The organism is Lewinellaceae bacterium (assembly GCA_020636105.1).
Taxonomy (GTDB): domain Bacteria; phylum Bacteroidota; class Bacteroidia; order Chitinophagales; family Saprospiraceae; genus BCD1.
Genome location: JACJYL010000001.1, coordinates 408,767 through 429,818, shown reverse-complemented (window position 1 = coordinate 429,818; position 21,052 = coordinate 408,767). Strand labels below are relative to the sequence as shown.

Sequence of the window (21,052 nt, the reverse complement as noted above, 5' to 3'; positions counted from 1 at the left end):
AAGACAGGAGTATGATGGATTATTTTAAATTTTATGAAATTCCCGTTTCCTTTTCTCCGGATATGACTGAAATCCGGAGAAAGTACCTTGTCAACAGCAAGCAATATCATCCTGACTTTTTCACCCAGGAATCTGAATCCAGACAAGATGAAATCCTGAAATTATCAAGTCTGAACAATGAAGCCTATAAAGTACTGTCGGATGAAGACTTAAGGATGAAATATATCCTTGAGTCTGAAAAAATTCTCACGGAGGAAAATAAAAACGACATCCCGCAGGACTTCCTGATGGATATGATGGATTTTAATGAAAAACTGATGGAACTGGAGTTTGATTTTTCACCGGAAATATTGGAAGAATCAAAAAATGAACTACAACAAATTGAAAATCAATTGCGTAATGAAGTAGCTTCCATACTGAAAAAAAAGACCATAACAGAAGCTTCGGAAGAGGAACTTTTAGAGGTCAAAAATTATTATCTAAAAAAACGCTACTTGTTGCGAATTTCTGAAAAATTAGCTACATTTGCGTCCCGTTGATAGAAAGTTATCAATTAAATAGTACTGAGCCGACGTGGCGGAATTGGTAGACGCGCTGGATTCAAAATCCAGTTCACGCAAGTGAGTGGGGGTTCGATTCCCCCCGTCGGTACAAAATTAGAGCCCAAATCTTAATCCAAGGTTTGGGCTTTTGTATTAGTGTACTGGCTTAATTCCTAATGAAAAGTAAGGTCAAAAAAAACTTTAATTTTTTCCCTGAAAAGTTATTTGCAATTAACTTAAAAATTGTTCATATTTGCGCTTCCAATACAAAAAGGCCCGGGTGGCGGAATTGGTAGACGTGCACGTTTCAGGTGCGTGTGCCGCAAGGCGTGGGGGTTCGAGTCCCCCTCCGGGCACGAAAAGCTCAATCATATTTCTGGTTGGGCTTTTTTTATTTTACTGAACGGATGAAAAACAACTGCCGGAGTGGCGGAACCTACCTCCCTACGGTCAGTAGGCAGGTTGGTAGACGTGCACATTTCAGGTGCGTGTGCCGCAAGGCGTGGTGCGAGTTTCCCCTCCGGGCGTAAAAATCGTAAACTATTCAGGAATAAAAAAAAAGAGCCTCCCATTGTGGGAGGCTCCAACCCCAAAAAACCAAATGAAAACTATCTTTGATAAAATTATCTTCTAAATATAATAACGCAAAGGTAAAACAAATTTTAATCCTTTGCACCATTATTTTGGTGATTTTACTCAACTATTATTTTTTCTACCCTTATTTGGTGCCCCCGTAAAACTTTAACCACATAAATGGCCGGGGGTAATGTTGATACATCAATGGCTTGGGAAACTCCTGACCATTTGCTGGTCAGGAGTTTTTTTCCGGTAAGGTCATATAGCTCAACTTCTATTAATTCACCAGAAGAATGGTTTGTTGAAATGATGATTTTTTCATCGGCCGGATTTGGGAATATCCTCAAGCCATCCACATCAGCCACCTCTTCATTAGAAACATTGATATACTTTGGAATATCCGTTCCGAAAATCTCCAGTCCTCCCGAAAAATTGCCGAGAATTAAATCCAAAAAACCATCCTCATTCAGATCTTCCAACACCAGATGCGTGCGAATCCCCTCTGCCAAGCCACCGAAAGTTTCTGTCTGGGTGGAAAAAGTCCCTCCCAGGTTTCCGTCAATATTTCCATAAACCTCAATCCTGCCAATTTCGGAACCTGTATAGAGCCTGTAGCCGTCTGTTTCGGTATCGATGATAAAAGGAGCAGAATGACCCGTAGAATATCCAGGAATACGGGTATCGACGGTTCCCAGGTAAAAAATATTTGGCGGCATTGCCGGATCGGGATTGAAAACTGGCGAGGTAGTAGTACCCGTATTGACAAGATAATTTATGTTCCCATTTTTTTCACCGATGACCAAATCCTTCAAACCATCCCTGTTCAGGTCAATGATCTGCGGCACACTGGCCTGTCCGACATTGATGCCCAGGTAATTGTAAGTGACCGATGGAATGTTCACGGGGTTTCCCGGTCCTGCCGTGTTTTCTCCGTAAAATAACTGACCATATTGTTCCCCTATAAGAATATCCATATCCCCATCCCCGTCCAAATCGCCAAAGGTGGGTGCATAATTGTAGGAACTTTGAGAAAACAGGCTCATATTCAGAAAGTCATCATCTTCCAGTGTAAACGCTGGATTAGTAGCGGTTCCCGTATTTAAAAACAGAAACAACCGGGGATCCCTGTCGCCGAATGGAACAAAATAGGAATAGTTGCCCACCACCAGGTCCAATAAACCATCTGCATTGTAATCGACAAGTGCCGGTTGTGCTCCGGAGCCAAAGTCCAGCATTTCGTCTATGAGAAAATTTTTCTTTTGCAACTGGAAAGACGGATATTCATTAGAAGTGGTATTCTTATAAAACCATAAAGCGTTATAATCTTCCGCGGCAGCGGTAGAATTAGGAGCCGCCAGGAAATCCTTAATTCCGTCATGATCCACATCAAGGTAATAACTCGATGGAAAAACAGGAATATCCACGGCCACATCCTCTGCAGGAAAATTGCCTTCCTGGGCATTAAACCAGGCTTCTCCACAATTGCCGCCATTGTTCAACAATATGATGTTTGAAAACGAGATGTCCCCCAGAGAAAGTTCTTTTTTACCGTCATTATTTCGGTCAAAAGTAAGTAAAGTGGATCCGGAATGGCGTTCTTCCACCGACTCGTCCTGAAAGCCTTCATAACAATCCCCGGCACCACCGGAGAGGTTAATTTCATTGGAAATGCCGCTTTCAAAAACACCGCCCCAGCAATTTGTTTCCAGGACGTAACGCAGACTATCCATTCCAAACCCGCTCTCCACCGAAGTGTTCCGATACCAGTCAATATATCCTCCGGCAACGCTGAAGGTCATAATGTCCAGGTCTCCATCACAGTCGATGTCATCTATGGCCGGCACATCAACTTCACTGACATAAAGTTGGGTACTCCCTCCTGTTTGTAAGGGAATAAAAATAATGTTGAGCAATTCATTAAAATTATGCCGGACGAATTTTATTTTACCCGCTTCATATTCCCCTTTAAAAACCATGACCCCGCTTACAATCGCATCGGAATAAGCAAAAATATCCATGATGTGGTCTCCGTCAAAATCCCGCAATAAGATCCAGCCTGTGACAGGAGGAAAATTCTCTTCGTATTCCGGTGCGTATTCATAATCTTCTCCTCCTGTATTTAAAAAGGTGAGATGGCGATTTCCTATCCGGTCAAAAATGTAAAGATCCTGCATCCCGTCATTATTGAAGTCAACCTCGGAAAGTTGGGGTGCGTTGAGTCCGCCCGTCAAAGGGGTGGCCAATTGATTTCCATCGACAATAAAGTCGATATCCAATCGGCCGGTTAACTGGGAAAAGGCCTGTTGACTGAAAACAAGCATTATAATGATCGGGCTAAAGCTTAATACCTGTAATCTGAGGTGGTAATAACCCCGAAAAAGGCTGTACAAATAAGAATTCACCACGTTTTTGGGATACTTGAAAAAGCGCTTCATTTTATTCATTTCTCTATTATTTTGACAAATCGAGGAATATTCGTTTCTTGGATTTGAATTATGATCATTCCTAATTCCACCCATTACTCCCGGCATAAACAACAAACACCAAATTTATAAAATCCGCTTATGAAAATCCGCTATTTGCTTTCTTTTTTGGGCATTTGTAGTCTGTCATTCAATTCCATCGCTCAAAGCCCGGAAGATTCCACACAAATTACCATTGCGCCTGTTGAAGTACAAATTCCTCAAGTGACCTTAGAGGATTACGAGGTAACCACCAATGCAGGAAATCTCGAATTTCGATCGGGTTCGCTCAATGGAAAATCCTCCATCGATATTGGTGGGGAAAGCCGTGAATTGATCTTCGAAAACGGTATTGCCAAACTACCAATTAACACAGACGCCAAAGGGGAATTGTTGTTGTTCCATACGGAAAAAGGCAACAAATTATACCACATTGCCGCCCGGTCAGACGGTTCGTTCCGATTCAGACATATTCCTTTCTGGTTCTCCATTCTGCCGCCGCTCATTGCTATCTTTCTTGCCCTTTTATTCAAAGAAGTGGTATCGTCTCTTTTCGTAGGCATTTTCGCCGGGGCTTTTATCGCCGGCGGCTTGCGGATAGATTCAATCTATTACTTCCTCATGAGTCTTTTCGAGGTGGTTCGAAAATATATTATTTCGGCACTGGTGGATAGCGGCCACATGTCGGTGATTATCTTTTCCCTTTTGATCGGTGCCATGGTGGCCGTCATTTCCCGAAACGGCGGCATGGCAGGAGTCGTTAATGTACTGGCAAAATTTGCGACGACCCGAAAAAGTGCCCAATTGGTCACCTGGTTTCTTGGCGTAGCCATCTTTTTCGATGATTATGCCAATACGCTCATCGTAGGAAATACCATGCGTTCGGTAACCGACCGGTTTAAAATTTCAAGAGAAAAACTGGCCTATATCGTCGATAGTACGGCAGCCCCTGTGGCCTCGGTAGCCTTCATTACTACCTGGATTGGCGCGGAGCTCACCTATATTGACGACGGGATGCATAAAATCGGAATCATGACAGAACTGGGACTCACTCCCTACACAGTGTTTTTTCACTCCCTGAAATATTCTTTTTACCCGGTGCTAACGCTGGTTTTTATGCTAATGGTGATCTGGATGGGAAGAGAATATGGTCCAATGCTCAAAGCTGAAAAAAGAGCCAATGATACAGGTCAGGTAGCTCCCCCACAAACCGAAACGGGACTTACTGAAGAAATGGAGGATCTAACCCCTGTAAAAGGTGCACCATTGAAGTGGTACAATGCGGCTTTACCGGTCCTGGTAGTAATTTTCATGACCCTTTTCGGATTGGTTGATACAGGAATCACTTCCCTGAGTGCTGAATTAGGCAGTAGAGGAATTATCGCCCATAGCTGGGGAGAGGTTTGGGGGAATATGAATGTTTTATTTCCAAATGGTGGAGCGGGTTTCTTCCTGAAACTCGGCAAACTAATTGGTAGTGCAGACTCTTATGTGGCTCTGATCTGGGCTTCGATCAGTGGTTTGGTGGTGGCGATTTTTCTTACTATAGTAAGTCGTATCATGAAATTGCCAGACACCATCAACACCATGACCACCGGATTCAAAACGATGCTTCCCGCCATCATTATATTAACTTTGGCCTGGTCCCTCGCCGGCACCACCGATGTGTTGCATACGGCAGAATTTCTCACCTCTGCCCTGGCCGACAGCATTAACCCTTACCTATTGCCGGCCATTATTTTTGTATTGGCTGCGCTGATTTCTTTTTCCACCGGTTCAAGCTGGAGTACCATGGCTATTTTATACCCGATTGCCATTCCGACCGCCTGGGCCGTATGCCAAAGCGCCGGTATGGACAACGAGGCTTCTTTGGAAATTTTACTGAACGTTATTGCAGTAGTGCTGGCGGCCTCCGTTTTAGGCGATCACTGTTCTCCGATATCGGATACCACTATCCTGAGTTCTCTTGCCTCGGATTGCAAACACATTGAGCACGTCAGAACGCAGTTGCCTTACGCCCTGACCGTTGGCGGGGTAAGTGTTCTTTCCGGAACCATCTCAGCCTTGTTGGGCGGCGGATGGCTGATCTGTACCCTGATCCTGTTTGCCGGGTTTGGCGTGATGTATTTAATCCTCAGGACATTTGGAAGGAAAATTGAGTTATGAACTGAACCTATCAGGAGTGGAATGAGGATATTGGCTGGTATGACTATGGGGCCAGGTGGTATGATCCGGCGATCGGGAGGTGGAATGCGGTGGATCCACTGGCAGAACAATATGCAGCCTGGAGCCCTTATAATTATGTGATGGGGAATCCGATAAGCTTGATTGATCCGGAGATCTTATTAGAAGAACACTTTCTAAAGGAAAGGTCGCTGAAGCAATTGAATTAGCAATTAAATATAGTAAAAACCCAAAGACCACCAGAGCACTGAATAATATTGCAAAAAGATGGCAAGTTTATCAAAAAAATCTTCACAATGGTTTATTAACGTATGAACAAGATTCTGTAACCTTTAATCGAATTGTATATGATTTAATTTATTTGCTTTAAATAAAATATAGCCAAAAGCTGACCTTTGTTAAATCCTTTGGAAGCATCTTAAATTCTTATATAATTGTTGATAAAAAATTTTATAATATCATGAAACCTTCGAGTAATGCACAGCTTTTATTGAAGAATATGGACTTTAAGTCCATGAAGCTATTAGCGGCTTCCCAGAATCGGCTCGATTTGTTTTTAGAATTGATGGAATCAAACGATTTTGAAAAAATATCAAAAAAACTTGGCTTGATTATTGAATTTGACAATTATTCAAAAATAATGGATAATAATAGGCAATTATCAGCCAAGGAACAAGCAGGTTTAATGACGAATTTTAGGTCTTTTCTCATAGAAAAGATTTGTCTTCCTGTTGGATTTGATAAAATTGAAATTTAGCTTCCTATGTAGTTAATACCCTGATGCCCGAAGCAAATCGACAAAAAAATAGAAAAGTCGTTCTTCAAGGCTTTTAACCTACCCCCTGATGGCCGAAGCATGCCACAAAAATAAAAAAAGGTCGATCGGTGATTTTTAAGCAACTGTAAATTTCCTTGGGAATAGAAATTTACATTTTTTCGGATTCACCAACTAAAATGTCAAAGAACCATTAATATTTAGCTGAGTTAAATAAAAATGAAAAAAATATTTTTTTTTATAATAATCCTATTTGTTGGAATTCTCATTTATTTAACTTTTTACTTTGATGAAAAGTCAAAAAATCAATTTGATGATTTTTATTCGTCTGAAATAAGTGGGAAAATTGAAAAATTATATGCTGGAAGTTCAGGTGTACATATAACCATAAACAATGAAGTATTCGTTTTTAAACCGGTAACAAGTAAATTGAATGATTTTCGAATTTTCGATCAAAATGCTAATATTGGAGATTTTATTGAAAAACCGGCTTTTGCAGATACATTAACATTAATAAAAAAAGATGAAACAATTTTCTATACTTTTCAAATGGATTATTTTTATAATAATTAGTGTTTTTTTATCGTACCCCTGATGTCCGAAGCATGCCACAAAAATAAAAAAAGGTCGATCGGTTAAGCGTTTTCGCTTAACCGGGCTATGCTTGTAGAGCTTGCAGCTCGGGCGTTTTCAAATACATAAACAATGAAACAAAAAGCCTGGCCGCGCGTCGGGCTTTTTGCCTCCTGATGTCCGAAGCATGTCGACAAAAAAATAAAAAAAGAATCGATGGTCAGGGCTTAAAGCTTTGACCGGAATATGCCTGTAAGGCTTGCCGCCTGTCTAAAGCCAGGTGAACCTGTCAAAAGCCAGGTAAACCTGGGCGATCTGAATTACTTTTATACTGAAACAAAAACATAAGGCTGACCACCTTGGGCATTGGATTTTTGTGCTTTGGTAGAATGTGGAAATTTTAGATTTTCGGAATAATATCGGATATATTGATTTGTGAAAAGGAATGGGTTATTTTTGGTCGGGTGATATGATGAGCTTATAGGGTCGAAGCTGAAAGCTGCGACCATCGGGGGCTTATTCTTCTAGCAAAGATGCATTCTTGGTGAAAGGGAAAAAGCTATTTTCCTTGGATAGCTTGGGAAATAAAGAAGAAAAGTGTTTTCTCATACATAGACGGTAATATCAGTCTTGATGCCTCAGGATTTACACAGACAACGAAAGAAAGCCCAAACGGCTGTCTCGAAAATCGGGTTTTTATCAAACTTTGAAATCAACCCAAACTTGTAGAAAAATAAATCCGGCTTTCAAAAACTGTTGAATTTTGGCAAAATCGCCTGTTAAAAAATTACCGAACTATTGATTATTATTATTTTAAAACTCTCTAATTAGGTGTCTCATGAAAAAAAATGATCCTATTCATGTATTTTCAATTTCATTAAAGAATTTTTATTCATTCGTCGTCTTTTTGAATTTTATTTCAATTTCCATATTTTTTCTTATAGAGCGATATCATGTAAATGCATATTTAATTCTCATTATAATTTTTGATCTTGTTTTATTCGGAAAGGTTTTGGATAAAAAAAATATTAGAAAAATTTCAATAGATGAAAAAACTAAAAGGGTAGAAATAACTACCTCAATAATTACAATGCTTAGTGAAAAAATTGAACTGCAGCATAATGAAATTGAAATATCTTATGAAAGGGAAAGATATGGTCGAACAGCAAAAGGTATGGTTTTAAGAATAAAAGATTTAGATGGGAAATTAATTGGTAAAATGACATCACAATTATCATTTTGGAAAGAACAGACCATCGAAGAGGTTAATAATATATTAACTAGATTAAAGTGTGTCTGAAAAATGTTTTTTAAAATATATTTTGATGAATGCGAGTTTGACCATGGCTAAGAAATTCACAGCTTTTTTTCCCTGATTACCGAAGCATATCGACAAAAAAATAAACAGTTGTTCGTCAAAGTTGAAAGCTTTGATTGAAATATGCTTCCAGAGCTTCCAGCTCGTGCGTCAGGCAATACCCTGATGGCTGAAGCATGCCACAAAAATAAAAAAAGTCCCTGATGGCCGAAGCATGCCTACCAAAAAATAAAAAAGGTCGATCGGTTAAGCGTCATCGCTTAAGCGGGCTACGCTTGTAGAGCTTACAGCTCGGGCGTTAGGGTTACACAGATAATGAAATGATAAAAGTAAACGGCTGTCTTCAAATCGGAGATGGCCGTTTTGTTTTCGTGGGTTTGCGCATACCCTGATGGCCGAAGCATATCGACCAAAAATAAAAAAAGGTCGATCTAGTCGATGGTCAAGGCTTAAAGCTTTGACCGGAATATGCCTGTAAGGCTTGCAGCCTGTCCAAAGCCAGGTGAACCTGGGCGATCTGAATTACTTTTATACTGAAACAAAAACATAAGGCTGACCACCTTGGGCATTGGATTTTTGTGCTTTGCTAGAATGTGGAAATTTTGGATTTTCGGAATAATATTGGATATATTGATTTGTGAAAAGGAATGGGTTATTTTTGGTCGGGTGATATGATGAGCTTATAGGGTCGAAGCTGAAAGCTGCGACCATCGGGGGTGACAAAAGTTAGAAAGGCAGGAAATAAGAGTGCAAAATTCAGGATTTATACTCAAGGAAGATATAGCAAACCATATGAAGGGTTTTATATAAATGGAAATTGATATGATGATTTCTAAAAATGACAGTATCCTATTAAGTGTGTAAATAAAAAATAGAGGGCTTCGCCCGAATTTTTAGATTTTGACTCTTTCGTCAAAAATAGCAATAAATTGGTTAAGAATAATGGGCCAGTTGCGAATCGGCATGGTCCATTTTTTCGTTATTTCAAAAATCGCCAGATAAACCGACTTTTTCAATGCATTATCCGTTGGAAAAGACATTTTGTTTTTGGTGTATTTTCTGATTTTTCCGTTGAGATTTTCAATCAAATTTGTGGTATAAATGATCGTTCTAATTTCAAGAGGGAAGTCAAAAAAAGTGGTCAGCTCATCCCAGTTATTATACCATGATTTAATAGCGTAAGGATACTTGTGATTCCATTTTTCATCAAAGTCCTTTAGAGCTGCCTGGGCTTCTTTGGTCGGTGCTCCATAAATGGTTTTCATGTCTTTGCAAAACTTGATCTTTCCAGACAACGTATTTGGAAGCATTCCTGATTTGGTGCAGACACAAATTTGAGTGCTCGTTTCAGGAAAAACACTTTAATAGTCTGGTAAAACCGTTGAATTATCCGTCACGGTAATTAAGATATCTTCTACGCCCCGAGCTTTGATATCGGTCAGTACGCCCATCCAAAACTGGCGGTTCACTTTTACCCAACCACATGCCCAAAACCTCTTTCCTCCGTCTTTCTTGAGTCCTACGGCCAAATAGACTGTTTTATTGGTCACTCTGGAGTTCTCACGGACTTTAAAAACAATCCCATCCATCCACGATTAGATACTGAGATTCAGGGGCGATTTGCAGCAATGATATCCTCGGTCACTTATCGGTGATTTTGAGATGGTAGACGTGAGATGTTGAAGTCATACAAATCCGAATTTGTTCTCAATATCGGCATTGCTCATCCTTTGGCATAAAGTGAAATTAGATCGATTCAATGCCTTTAGCCAGCCTGGATCGTTTAGGAACAATCTGAGGTGAAAACTTCCATCCGTCTCTGGGCACCTGATTTCAGATTCGCCATAGGAGGTTTTGATTACTTTTTTAGAATTGCCGTTCCGGGCATTTGGATTGTCGCTCCTCTGGTGTTTGGCATAATCCAGATGGCATCAATTTCTCCTTCCAGCATTTTTTCAATGCCGCGTTTGTGAAGCTCACTGAGGAAAGATTCTAACTCATCCCCAGTCTTAAATTGCTTCAGGAAATCATCGTTTAATAGATCTTCTTTTTTCATCATCAGTAAAGTATGTTTTAAAATTACAAAAAATTAAAATAGGGGGCCATGGCCCCCTATTTTAAAACTTACACACTTTACTGGATACTACCCTAAAAATATTAATACGATTCGATTGACAATAATATTTGTTTTATCTTCACTTAGTTTTCTACAATCATGTAAAGGTACTATTGGTCTTGGAGAAAAAAGTCCAAGGGAAAAAAATTTTAAAATTGATTCTTTTCAAGTATCTCTGCCATTGTATGAATTTACGAATAGCCTACTAAGTGAGAAAATTGATTGTCTTCTTACCATAGTGGATAAATTCCCAGAACTCAGGAATGAGGTACCTGATTACCCTTTTTATATTGTAATTACTCCCCTTTTTGAGGATAATTCGCCATGTTTTGTACTATCTGCGAAAAAGGGCTACACCTTGGACTTTAGACCCCCAGATGAAGATAATCCCAGTGTGATTGACAAAGGGTTTGGAGTAATTATCTACAAAGGTATTTTAGTAAAACTCAATGGAAGTTTAAAACATTTCATTTACGAGAACGAAACCGGTGGAAAATCGTTAGTTCACTCTACAAAAAAAGTACTTAATTTTTATGCCTTTGGAGAGAAGCATCGCAAAGATGGATATTGGTCTTCTGGGTTTTACCCATATATGCGAGACTATTACATATTAAAAGAAGGTCACTTAGTCTATTTAAAATCCGAAATTGATAAAGTGGGAGGATTTAAATTTGGTACAGCAAAATAACGAGTTGGGTTGTATTTCCCTGATGCTCGAAGCGTATTTATAAAAAAAAGAACCGATCGTTTAGGCGTTTTCGCTCCGATAGGAATTCTCGTGATGCCCGAAGCGAATCGATAAAAAAATAAAAAAGTCGACCGCCTGCCTAGGCTAAAAGCTTTGACTGAAATATACTTTTAAGACTTTTAGTCAAGGCTAAAATAGTTACACAGACAACGAAAGAAAGATCAAGCGGCTGTCTTCTATGTTGGAGGCGGCCGTTTGTCTTATACATGACCCATAATGGCTGAGCTACCCGCCGTGAGACTAACAGGAGCATGGTCGAGGTAGCGTCCATTATGGCCTGCCTTTCTGCGGCGGCAGACAGGTTCGTGCTTTGGGCCGGGCTTCGGAGGGAATGTTTTGTGGCATGAAAAGAGCGCTGGCCACCACAGCATACGGTAATGGCAGATCGGAGGGATGTTGCGGTGCTCTGCACCTTGGATTCTTTTTCCTTTGTTGGACAACAAAGATTTTGGTGCTCTGCACCCGTGCGGTTCAAGTTTCTTGTTCCAGTCAATGGTTTAGGCGAGCGGAGTCGAAGTTTAAAGCCTGCCTCCGGCGTCAGTTGACAGGCTGCGACCATCGGCTTTTTTCTTTTTTTGCAGTGCTTCGGCTATCGGGGAACCCGCATTCCGTACCTGACGGCACTACCTTTTTTATCACGGCAGGGTTTTGCCGATATTACGTCTCTACGAGACTGAAGGTCTTGGTTGATGGGCTATCCCTGAGTCCCTGCGGGACGCAATATGATATGCAGGTACTCAAGTGTCGTTAGGTACGGAATGTGATATCCAAAGCATGTCTCACTAAACAATAATCACCATCGTAGAGGGCGAAGCAGAAAGCCCCGACCCAATAAGTTAGTTGAGTTTGTGTAGTTTTTTCAACAATTTCAAAACACGAATATTGAGGGAAGGACTGACATTGAAAAAGTGCCCGTTGATGGTGATCCAATCTTCGGTTCTATTGATTTCCTCCAGGTCGTTATAAAAGACCTTTTTCGCCTTTTGCATGGGGTGTTTCCAATAAATGGCCTTTTCTGTCATCGCAAATCCTTCCCGGCAGGAACCGAGCAGGCTGAGGTCGCAAATGAAAAGGATTTTTTCTTTCGGCTCAGGAAAAAGAAAGGATCTTCCAGCGGTCTTTAGTTTTTCGACAGGCATCTTTAGAAAATCCGTATAAACGGTCTCCTCTTCGCTGTCAAAATTGAGATAATCCAGCGTCATTTGAAAAAGCTCCGCGAAATGAATGCCTTTTTTATGGTATTTTAAAATAGCCTCAGGCATGGAAACAACATTCAGATCACCACAAAAACGAATAATAAAAAAGTCGAGCAATTCGTCGATCAGGTCAAATACCATCTCATTGAGATCTGCCAGCCTGAATCCGGGACGGGTTATTTTTTCAGCCAGGCCTTCTGCACGTCGCTGAATGATGTCACGATAGCCACATTGGTAAACCCTTTCAGAATAACTCTGGAACAATTTTTCATCCTGCTCCTGTTGCAGTAATACTTTCAAATGCTTAAAAAACAACTCATTAATTTGCAGGGTTACATTTCCATGAGGATCCAGCACGAGAGGCTCTTCCTGTTTTTTTTCTGTAACTTTCACCGGAGTTCCGCAATTAAAACAAAACCTGGCTTCCGCCGGCAATACCGTTTTGCAAGTATTACAAGTCAACATGGCTTTTCTTTTCTGCTAAGATAGTAAAATTGAGTAATAAATGGATGCCCGGGCAAGGTAAAGCGATGATCGGTTAAAGTAATTTTTATACCTTTACCGGGTTAAAAATCTTTTCCATGCGTAAATATTATGCACATGGTATTGAAGAATACCAGTCATTTGTTTTCCATCCTTACAACGTCATTTTGTTTGTAGGGCTTTTCGGCCTTTCGGCCATGTTCATTAGCCTGACGATAGCTTTTGTGTACACCCGTGTGCAGAGTAATCTTGCTCCTCTGGAACTCCCCTACCTGTTTCTTTTTAATACAGGTCTATTGATCCTCAGTAGTTTAGCCATGGCTCGTGCCAAAAAGGCTTTTGAAAATGATCAGTCGAAACAATACAAACAATACTTAAGCGCAGCGCTTGTTCTATCCATTCTGTTCCTGGCCGCCCAGATTTGGGGATGGAACCTGCTGATCCAAAAAAATATCTTGCTGAGAACAGATAATTCCGCCAGCTATTTGTACCTATTATCGGCGCTTCATTTCATACACGTCATGGCGGGAATTCCTTTTCTTTCAGTTTTTTTATATCGGGCCAATGAACAAACCCGGGAACCGGTGGAAGAACTCGTTTACTTTTCCGATAAAGCCAACCAGCTCAGGTTGAGATTGGTTTCGGTGTATTGGCATTTTTTGGATTTTTTATGGATCTACCTGGTGCTTTTTTTCTTCATCAATTCCCTGTTATGACCCCGAACCATACCATGATTCCCTTTTGTTTTTAAAAAAGTTACTTCCATATTATCAATCCAAAGCCTATCTTTGCCTTCCAAAAAATGAGCACATTGAAAATTCACGGGAGACAAACAAATTTTTCCTGTGATCCATTTCACTGAAAGACTCACGGCAAAACCGTTTTTTCGCATTCAGAAACAATATTAAACCTTCAAAATTCACTGAAATTAAACCGCCAAGGTTTAATTTTGTTAAATCAAACAAACATTATAATCATGACAAAAAATATCCTAACACATTTCACCTTTTTGGTCCTGGGCTTTTTGGTCCTTTCCTTGTCGGGCTGCAACAACACCCCGCCGGGTACCACCATTAAAGGACAATTCACCAATGGTTCGAACACCCAGATTTTTATCGACAGAATGTACATTGGAAAGGCCAGTGAAGTGCTAACCAGTACCACCACTGATGCCGATGGCAATTTTTCTATTTCCTTTCCTGAAGGCATTGAAAAAGGAATTTACAATATGAGGATCGGAAGTAATGGAAGAATAGGCATGGCGTATTCAGGAGGAGAAAAAGTAGTAGAATTTAAGGGTGACCTCAAAGAAATATCCCGGTACAATTTTGAGATTACCGGGTCAAAAGATTCAAAAGTGCTCCGCGATGTAATCCAGCAGATGGTGGCCAGGACATTCAACTCTTCCAATATGGAAACTTTCATAGACACCACCTCCAACCCTGAACTGGGAGCATTTTTGGCTTATATGTCCCTGGGCAAAAACGGACTGGACCTCCAGAAAAAAGCTCTTGCAAAACTTAATGCCACCGAACCTGGTTCCCCAACGGCAGAAGCCTACGCCTCATTTTTGCAGCAGTTGGAAAATTCAAAAAGCGCCGTAGAGCCGGCAGGCCCTGTGGCAGTGGGACAACCTGCTCCCGAAATCAGATTGACTTCTCCTGAAGGCAAAGAATACAAGCTTTCCGACCTTAAAGGCAAAATCGTGCTACTCGATTTTTGGGCCAGCTGGTGCCGCCCCTGCCGTGCGGAAAACCCGAATGTGGTAAAAGTTTACGAAAAATATAAAAACAAAGGATTTACAGTATTCAGTGTTTCACTGGATGGTAGTAAAGAACGCTGGGCAGACGCAATCCAGCAGGATAAACTATCATGGCCCTACCACGTAAGTGATCTCCGCAAATGGCAATCCGGTCCTGCTGCGACTTATGGCGTTCGCAGCATTCCAAGAGCTTTCCTGATTGATCGGGACGGAAATGTAGCCGCTACCAGCGTTCGTGGCGCTGAAGAATTGGAAGAAGAGTTGATAAAACTATTGTAATCTTATAGGGTATAATTGTGGTAAAAAACCGGCCATTTGATTAACACTCAAATGGCCGGTTTTTTTTATTTCCTTCAGACTGGTATTTCATTCCAACCTCATACATTAACTACATGTAAATCAAATATTAATTCAATGTTAATTTATTGTTAATAATTTTGAATTATTTCTAAATTTGCCCATCAATCCAAAACGAAAAAACTACAAAAACATGAAAAAAGGGAGTCTTTTTATATTCATCCTGTTCCATGTAATGCTTTTTACTTCATTAAATGCACAAGATCAGACTGACTTCAATGCCTACTGGGACAAGGGATTTCAGGTTAAAAGTAAAGACGGGCAGTTCAGCCTCCAATTCGGGGGACGTCTCCATCAGCATATCAGCTTGTTTTCCAGTGATCCGGAAATAGACCAAATGTTCGGAAAATACTCAGGAGGCTCTGAGTTCAGAAGAATTCGTTTCTACAACCAGGGCACTATTTATAAATATATTGGGTACAAACTTGAAGTTGATTTTACGGGAGGATCAACCACCATTAAAGACATTTTTGTTAGCCTGAATGAAATTCCTGTCATTGGTAAAATTACCATCGGTCATTTTAAGGAACCCTTCGGACTCGACCAGTTGAACAGCAGTAATGATATGACCTTCATAGAGCGAGCCTCAAATTTCGATATCACACCGGGAAGAAACAACGGAATTCAAATCTCGAATACCGCCCTGAAAGACCACCGGGCAACCTGGTCCATTGGATTTTACAAAGAGACCGACAACTTTGGAAAATCGCTGAATACAAAAAACCTCAACTTTACAGGAAGAATTTCTGCACTCCCCTATTTCAAGGAAAAGAATCAATTGCTGCACCTTGGATTAGCCTACAGCTACCGGATGAAAGATCAAAGCGATTACAGCCTGAAATCGATACCGGAGGCCCATCTTTTACCCTCCTTTATCCAAACAGGCATCATTGAAAATGTAGATAAAGTCCAATTGTTCGGTGCCGAGATCGCCCTGGTTCATAATGCTTTTTCCATGCAGGGAGAATACATTCAATCCAGTGTACAAAGTACTCCTGAGCAATTCAATTTTTCAGGCTACTACATGGAAGTCAGCTATTTTCTCACAGGCGAGAGCCGTAATTATTCCAACAAGGCTGGGTTTTTCAAACGGGTTTCCCCAAAATCAAACTTTAACCCGGTCGAAAAAGGCAAAGGAGCTTTTGAACTGATAGCAAGATACGCCTCCACTGATTTTTCTGACAAAACAGTCAATGGGGGAATCGAAAAAACATTCACGGCAGGAATCAACTGGCACCTCAATCCCGCCAGTAAATTTTGCGTTGACTATTCCCATGCGATGTTAGAGTCGGTTGGAAACAGCAATATTTTTCAAATGAAATTCCAGGTGGCGTTTTAAAAAAGTACGTCCAGTTTTTGTCACTTAACCAAACTCAAAAAAGACAAAGTTGGCGGTCATTCCTCTATTCTTTTATAATTGCCGCCAACTTTGCCAGTAAATACCGTTATGGCTCCAGTCTAAAAACCATCCTTACCGTTTTGTAAATTTCCCTTGATCCAGGCCAGGCAATGCGCGAAGGAAGGGTAAATCTGTTCTTCCGGGATCAAATCCGGAATAATATCGATGCGTTCCATCATATACCGGGGTTGTTCAGGTATATTCACCAGCAATACTTTTTTGCCCTGATTGACCAAATCCACCAAAACATCCTCTATAGCATACAAGCCGGATTGATCCATGTATTGCATTCTTCCCATTCTGATGATGACGGTTTGGGCAGTATCGGGAATCTGCGTGGCCAGTTGCTGGAAATCACTCGTAGAGCCAAAAAACAAAGGGCCTTTGATATGTTTGATAAAACATTTCTTTTCCAATTCATCCGGAAATCCCTCTTCGTCCGGCCAGGCCTTTTCTTTCAATAAAGGCTCTACATCTGAACGCTTGCCCATCAGGTCTCCGATTTGTTTCATAAACATCAGGGAAGCAATCACCAATCCAATGCCCACTGCAGCCACCAGGTTCCAGACAGAAGACAGGACAAGAACGACAAGAAGAATAACCACTTCCGAACGAGGCATTGACGGGATGGCTTTCAAACCTTTATAATCCATCACATTTATTCCAACAGTAATCAATATTCCTGCCAGGACCGCGGCGGGGATTTGAGAGGCGACAGGTCCCAGGGCCAGTAAAATAGCCAAAAGCAACAACCCGGCAACCATCCCTGATAATTTTGTTTTTCCCCCGGCATTGATATTTACCACCGTTCTTATGGTCGCTCCGGCACCGGGTATTCCACCAAAGATCGCAGCCACCCCATTGCCTATTCCCTGCCCGATCAGTTCCTGGTTGGGTTTGTGCTTTGTTTTGGTCATATTATCAGCCACCACAGAAGTCAGCAATGAATCAATAGCTCCAAGCAGGGCCAGTGTTAAGGCCGTAAAAATATAGGGCGTAATACTCCCCAGCCTGAATTCGGTAAAAATAGCGAGGTTAGGAATTGGCAACCCGCTGGGAATGGTTTCAATCGGCCGGTAATCCAATCCAAACCCGAAAGCAATTCCAGACATGACCACCAGCGCCACCAAAGTACTCGGCACCGCCTTGGTGATTCTTTTGAAACCATAAATGATGAAAATTGTTCCAAGGGCCAACAGGAATTCGAGCCAGTTTATATTTTTAAAAGCCCTTGGCATCACCTTCAAAGCTCCAATTACGCCCGAAGCTTCTTTGCCCGCAAGGGTTTGTGATTCTTGCAGAACATCGTTGTCCGTGATGTATTTTGCTCTTTCAACCGTTTCTTTAAAATCCTCCAACACCAGGATCCCTTCTCCTGCCTCTTCTTTAAGAATATTATCAAGAATGATCTCCTCCGCATAAGGTTTATACTGTTCAACAAAGGCTGTATCTTCTTTTGGATAATAACCCACCGCCGGCAAAATCTGGGTCACGAGGATGATCACCCCAATGGCGGTCATAAAACCTGAAACCACGGGATATGGGATGTATTTTATATACTTTCCGATCCCCAGAACACCCAATCCTACCTGCATCAATCCAGCCAATAGGAAAACAGAAAGAATAGCAGGCATCGCTTTGTTAACATCACCGTCAAAGGTGGCAATGATGCCTGCAATGACAATCATACTTACGGCGGTCATTGGTGCCGTTGGTCCCGAAATCTGGGTATTCGTCCCTCCGAATAAGGCAGCGAAAAAACTGATAAAAATGGCCCCGTATAATCCGGCACTCGGGCCGAGGCCTGAGCTTACTCCGAATGCCAGGGCGAGTGGAAGGGCAACGATCCCAGCCGTTATTCCACCGAACAGGTCCCCCCTGAAGTGTTTCAAGTTAAATAAATTTTTCATTTTGCAGTTCAAATTTTTAATGCAATAGTTCAGAGAGAACTATTCAATTGGGCTTAAAGCATAAAACACAAAAATAACCTTAAAATTACTAATGAAGGCAAATGGGTAGGCCGCAATTATGATTTTCACTAAAAACAATTAATAAATAGTTTCGTTTAATTGAAAACAAGCTTATCCTAATAAAACATCTAAATCAGGAAGTTCTTGGATTTATCCCCCGAGAATAAGAACTTCGCACCTCCGGTTTTACAAATTCCCGGGTGAAAAATTTCAGTCATGAAGAAATCGATCATTTTTGTTATTATTTCTCTATTTTCCGTAACGACCTTTGCCCAGCATTTTTATGCAGGTTTGCTCGCAGGAGGATCCAATTATTTGGGCGACCTTAGTGAAAATTCTTCTCGTATTATCATTGGTGAGACCAAACTCGCGGGGGGGCTGTTCGCCGGGTACCAGTTCAACGATTTTGCAGAACTTAAACTGGGGGTCAATTATGCCCGGTTATCCGGCAGTGATGCCAATGCAAAAGATGAATTGATTCAGGCCAGGAACCTAAGCTTTTTCACCAATGTTTTTGAATTTTCACTCCGCGGAGAATGGAACATTATGGGATTTCAACCCTATAATTACAGCCGGCCGTTTTCCCCTTTTATTTTCGGAGGCATTGCGGGGTTTAAATTTGACCCTCAAACTGAATACCTGGGGCAAAAAGTATCGCTGCAACCCCTTGGCACCGAAGGACAGGGCATGCCCGACAGGTCAGCAAAATATAAATTGTTCGACCTGGCTTTTCCTTTTGGCCTGGGAGCCAAATACCTGTTGAGCGAAAACTGGACGCTGGGTATAGAATTCGGGGCAAGGTACACCCTTTCCGATTATGTGGATGATGTAGGGGGAACTTATGTGAATTACGAAGATCTTTTCGCCACCAATGGCGAACTGACAGCGGCCCTAGGCAACAGGGAAGGAGAATATTCGGGAAAACCTCCTGTGCTGGTACCTACCGGAACTCAGCGCGGTGATCAAAAATCCCACGACCTCTATTTCATTGCCGGGTTAACCATAACCTACAATTTCATCGACAGCGGCATGCTGGGCAGCCGTAAAAGGATCAAAAGAAGAAAAACCGGTTGCCCAACGGACTGATGAAAATTTAAAACGATAAACCTGCCAGCTCCGCAGGAAGGCAGGTTTAAAAGTACTGATTTTCAATTATTTACAAGATTAAGAATGTCAATTTTTTTTATCGTACCTAAAAAGCAATCAGTATTAATTTCGAAACCCAACTGACCAGTTTTTTTTGCCAGATCATTCCACGACATGAGAATATATTCCGTAATTATTTTTTTTATGCTTTCCATCATACCATCATTGAAAGCACAAATAGATACTTTTGATATCAGCCAGTTTATCCTACCTGAAATTTCGAGGAAATCATTGAATTTTTCGGGTACTTTAAACGGAGAAACCAGGAATAATTCCTCGGTGATCAACACGGGGAATTACACCAGTCAAAACCTCCAGGCCTCCTTTTTCTACAGTAATTTCGAAAGTGATCCCGGGCATCAGAAAATAACAAGCGGAAATTTTGGGGTTTCGTTGAATTATCAAAATGCAGCACAGGATCTCAATGGCCAGGCAGTGATGGATCTTTTACACAACAACGTAAGCATTTATTACGATCAAACCAATAGAAATTATTACACGTCCAAACGGTTTTACGGGGTCAGCGCCAACCTCTCACTGATCAATAATTTCAATTCCGGGGTGAACAATGGAAACATCAGGTACTATGATAATACCCTTCAGTCTAGCCTGAATATTCCCCTCACTTTTGGGTTCGGGAGGATTGAACCCGTTACAGATGCCTGGCATGCCGTGCGCATTCTGGCCGATTTTGAAACCTTAGGATTGCTTGACCATGACCCAACTCATTCGGATATTTATGAAATGGCCGAGGTATTGTCCCAATTGCGGTACGAACGCATTTTTGACAGCCGGCTGGGCAGGATCAGGAGAATTGGCACCCTGGATAAGTACATCGAAAAAACAGGGCTGGTAAAAGAACACAACAGCACATATTTCACCTCTCTTTATGATATGTACGAATATGGTATCCAGGCCTTCCGCAGTTCAGGAGAACGGCTTACTTTCGGACTGGCGCCAGAGGTATCCATTTATATGTTCAATGAACAAATTAAAACCACTTCAACAGGATACGGCTTTTTTGCCCTGGTGGATTATACTTTCAATTACCCTATCGATCAATTGTGGCAACTGGACATCAATGCAAATTTCAAGGGAGGGTACACCTGGGACACGAATATTTTTAGGGATATCGGACTGTATCTCAAGCCAATAGTTTCGGTTGCTCTCGGTTATTATCCAAATTCGCGGACCTATTTCAATTCAACTTTGACAGCAGGGGGTGTTTATGGGACTGCCTTCAATTCAGATGGTCAATTTACCGTTTATTCGAGCATTGCCGGCAACATGTATTACTATTTTTCACCCAGAACGGCGCTGCAATTAAATTTGGGCTATTTTTATTCTCAAAGTGGCGTGAGTACTGTATTTTCACCCATTAGTGCACTGGATGGCTTTAAATTTACCTACGGAATCAATCTGACACACGCATTTTACTAATCTAA

Annotated in this window: 18 protein-coding genes and 2 tRNA genes; 14 read left to right on the top strand and 6 right to left on the bottom strand. The window is 41.2% G+C overall.

All coding sequences use genetic code 11. The annotated features are described in order from the left end of the window. The first annotated feature begins 14 nt into the window (after nt 1-14). The 3 genes from H6571_01570 (at nt 15) to H6571_01560 (ending at nt 898) form a co-directional block, all read left to right on the top strand. Complete coding sequence (locus tag H6571_01570; GenBank protein MCB9322404.1) at nt 15-539, top strand: DnaJ domain-containing protein; 525 nt, start codon at nt 15-17, stop codon at nt 537-539. 28 nt (nt 540-567) lie between these two features. After that, a tRNA-Leu gene (locus tag H6571_01565) sits at nt 568-651 on the top strand. 165 nt (nt 652-816) lie between these two features. Further along, nucleotides 817-898, top strand: a tRNA-Leu gene (locus H6571_01560). 336 nt (nt 899-1,234) lie between these two features. Here H6571_01560 and H6571_01555 read toward each other — a convergent pair. Next, on the bottom strand, nt 1,235-3,562 hold the full coding sequence (locus tag H6571_01555) for a T9SS type A sorting domain-containing protein (protein MCB9322403.1): 2,328 nt from the start codon (nt 3,560-3,562) through the stop codon (nt 1,235-1,237). A 120-nt stretch (nt 3,563-3,682) separates the two neighbouring features. Here H6571_01555 and H6571_01550 point away from each other — a divergent pair, with 120 nt between their 5' ends. The 5 genes from H6571_01550 to H6571_01530 all read left to right on the top strand — a co-directional run bounded on the left by H6571_01550 (nt 3,683) and on the right by H6571_01530 (nt 8,412). After that, nucleotides 3,683-5,746, top strand: coding sequence for a Na+/H+ antiporter NhaC family protein (locus H6571_01550; GenBank protein MCB9322402.1), 2,064 nt, complete (start codon nt 3,683-3,685; stop codon nt 5,744-5,746). A 29-nt stretch (nt 5,747-5,775) separates the two neighbouring features. Then, nucleotides 5,776-5,973 carry a hypothetical protein gene (locus H6571_01545; protein MCB9322401.1) on the top strand — a complete coding sequence of 66 codons (198 nt, stop codon included), beginning with the start codon at nt 5,776-5,778 and terminating at the stop codon, nt 5,971-5,973. A 251-nt stretch (nt 5,974-6,224) separates the two neighbouring features. Next, the gene (locus H6571_01540; protein ID MCB9322400.1) at nt 6,225-6,521 is read left to right on the top strand and encodes a hypothetical protein; all 297 of its coding nucleotides are present in this window, start codon (nt 6,225-6,227) and stop codon (nt 6,519-6,521) included. Between the two features lie 237 nt (nt 6,522-6,758). Further along, a complete protein-coding gene (locus tag H6571_01535; GenBank protein ID MCB9322399.1) occupies nt 6,759-7,112 on the top strand; it encodes a hypothetical protein in 354 nt (117 codons plus the stop codon). Between the two features lie 838 nt (nt 7,113-7,950). After that, nucleotides 7,951-8,412, top strand: a complete 462-nt coding sequence (locus H6571_01530) for a hypothetical protein (GenBank protein MCB9322398.1) — start codon at nt 7,951-7,953, stop codon at nt 8,410-8,412. A gap of 911 nt (nt 8,413-9,323) precedes the next feature. On the opposite strand, the gene H6571_01525 is transcribed toward H6571_01530, so the two are convergent. The 3 genes from H6571_01525 to H6571_01515 all read right to left on the bottom strand — a co-directional run bounded on the left by H6571_01525 (nt 9,324) and on the right by H6571_01515 (nt 10,489). Then, nucleotides 9,324-9,740: a transposase gene (locus H6571_01525; GenBank protein MCB9322397.1), complete on the bottom strand. Its 417-nt coding sequence runs from the start codon at nt 9,738-9,740 to the stop codon at nt 9,324-9,326. Between the two features lie 51 nt (nt 9,741-9,791). Next, the gene (locus H6571_01520) at nt 9,792-10,019 is read right to left on the bottom strand and encodes a transposase (protein ID MCB9322396.1); all 228 of its coding nucleotides are present in this window, start codon (nt 10,017-10,019) and stop codon (nt 9,792-9,794) included. A gap of 269 nt (nt 10,020-10,288) precedes the next feature. Beyond that, entirely contained in the window at nt 10,289-10,489 is a 201-nt protein-coding gene (locus H6571_01515; protein ID MCB9322395.1) for a hypothetical protein, read from the bottom strand. Nucleotides 10,490-10,601: 112 nt separating this feature from the next. On the opposite strand from H6571_01515, the gene H6571_01510 reads away from it, so the two are divergent. Next, on the top strand, nt 10,602-11,234 hold the full coding sequence (locus tag H6571_01510; protein MCB9322394.1) for a hypothetical protein: 633 nt from the start codon (nt 10,602-10,604) through the stop codon (nt 11,232-11,234). An 896-nt stretch (nt 11,235-12,130) separates the two neighbouring features. On the opposite strand, the gene H6571_01505 is transcribed toward H6571_01510, so the two are convergent. Beyond that, the gene (locus H6571_01505) at nt 12,131-12,955 is read right to left on the bottom strand and encodes a zinc ribbon domain-containing protein (GenBank protein MCB9322393.1); all 825 of its coding nucleotides are present in this window, start codon (nt 12,953-12,955) and stop codon (nt 12,131-12,133) included. 116 nt (nt 12,956-13,071) lie between these two features. Between H6571_01505 and H6571_01500 the strand changes: the two genes are divergently transcribed. The 3 genes from H6571_01500 (at nt 13,072) to H6571_01490 (ending at nt 16,431) form a co-directional block, all read left to right on the top strand. Then, the gene (locus tag H6571_01500; GenBank protein ID MCB9322392.1) at nt 13,072-13,689 is read left to right on the top strand and encodes a cytochrome c oxidase subunit 3; all 618 of its coding nucleotides are present in this window, start codon (nt 13,072-13,074) and stop codon (nt 13,687-13,689) included. Nucleotides 13,690-13,949: 260 nt separating this feature from the next. Then, the gene (locus H6571_01495; GenBank protein ID MCB9322391.1) at nt 13,950-15,014 is read left to right on the top strand and encodes a TlpA family protein disulfide reductase; all 1,065 of its coding nucleotides are present in this window, start codon (nt 13,950-13,952) and stop codon (nt 15,012-15,014) included. 211 nt (nt 15,015-15,225) lie between these two features. After that, on the top strand, nt 15,226-16,431 hold the full coding sequence (locus H6571_01490) for a hypothetical protein (GenBank protein MCB9322390.1): 1,206 nt from the start codon (nt 15,226-15,228) through the stop codon (nt 16,429-16,431). A gap of 119 nt (nt 16,432-16,550) precedes the next feature. On the opposite strand, the gene H6571_01485 is transcribed toward H6571_01490, so the two are convergent. Next, nucleotides 16,551-18,401 (bottom strand): SulP family inorganic anion transporter, encoded by a 1,851-nt coding sequence (locus tag H6571_01485; GenBank protein ID MCB9322389.1) that lies wholly within the window; start codon nt 18,399-18,401, stop codon nt 16,551-16,553. Nucleotides 18,402-18,677: 276 nt separating this feature from the next. On the opposite strand from H6571_01485, the gene H6571_01480 reads away from it, so the two are divergent. After that, nucleotides 18,678-19,547 carry an outer membrane beta-barrel protein gene (locus tag H6571_01480; GenBank protein MCB9322388.1) on the top strand — a complete coding sequence of 290 codons (870 nt, stop codon included), beginning with the start codon at nt 18,678-18,680 and terminating at the stop codon, nt 19,545-19,547. Nucleotides 19,548-19,751: 204 nt separating this feature from the next. After that, nucleotides 19,752-21,047: a hypothetical protein gene (locus H6571_01475; protein MCB9322387.1), complete on the top strand. Its 1,296-nt coding sequence runs from the start codon at nt 19,752-19,754 to the stop codon at nt 21,045-21,047. The last annotated feature ends 5 nt before the right edge of the window (nt 21,048-21,052 follow it).

Bases quoted from the DNA above. Each gene is read 5' to 3' on its own strand.
- H6571_01570 (MCB9322404.1), top strand. From the start codon at position 15: ATGGATTATTTTAAATTTTATGAAATTCCCGTTTCCTTTTCTCCGGAT.
- H6571_01555 (MCB9322403.1), bottom strand. From the start codon at position 3,562: ATGAATAAAATGAAGCGCTTTTTCAAGTATCCCAAAAACGTGGTGAAT.
- H6571_01550 (MCB9322402.1), top strand. From the start codon at position 3,683: ATGAAAATCCGCTATTTGCTTTCTTTTTTGGGCATTTGTAGTCTGTCA.
- H6571_01540 (MCB9322400.1), top strand. From the start codon at position 6,225: ATGAAACCTTCGAGTAATGCACAGCTTTTATTGAAGAATATGGACTTT.
- H6571_01535 (MCB9322399.1), top strand. From the start codon at position 6,759: ATGAAAAAAATATTTTTTTTTATAATAATCCTATTTGTTGGAATTCTC.
- H6571_01530 (MCB9322398.1), top strand. From the start codon at position 7,951: ATGAAAAAAAATGATCCTATTCATGTATTTTCAATTTCATTAAAGAAT.
- H6571_01525 (MCB9322397.1), bottom strand. From the start codon at position 9,740: ATGCTTCCAAATACGTTGTCTGGAAAGATCAAGTTTTGCAAAGACATG.
- H6571_01520 (MCB9322396.1), bottom strand. From the start codon at position 10,019: ATGGATGGGATTGTTTTTAAAGTCCGTGAGAACTCCAGAGTGACCAAT.
- H6571_01515 (MCB9322395.1), bottom strand. From the start codon at position 10,489: ATGATGAAAAAAGAAGATCTATTAAACGATGATTTCCTGAAGCAATTT.
- H6571_01505 (MCB9322393.1), bottom strand. From the start codon at position 12,955: ATGTTGACTTGTAATACTTGCAAAACGGTATTGCCGGCGGAAGCCAGG.
- H6571_01500 (MCB9322392.1), top strand. From the start codon at position 13,072: ATGCGTAAATATTATGCACATGGTATTGAAGAATACCAGTCATTTGTT.
- H6571_01495 (MCB9322391.1), top strand. From the start codon at position 13,950: ATGACAAAAAATATCCTAACACATTTCACCTTTTTGGTCCTGGGCTTT.
- H6571_01490 (MCB9322390.1), top strand. From the start codon at position 15,226: ATGAAAAAAGGGAGTCTTTTTATATTCATCCTGTTCCATGTAATGCTT.
- H6571_01485 (MCB9322389.1), bottom strand. From the start codon at position 18,401: ATGAAAAATTTATTTAACTTGAAACACTTCAGGGGGGACCTGTTCGGT.
- H6571_01480 (MCB9322388.1), top strand. From the start codon at position 18,678: ATGAAGAAATCGATCATTTTTGTTATTATTTCTCTATTTTCCGTAACG.
- H6571_01475 (MCB9322387.1), top strand. From the start codon at position 19,752: ATGCTTTCCATCATACCATCATTGAAAGCACAAATAGATACTTTTGAT.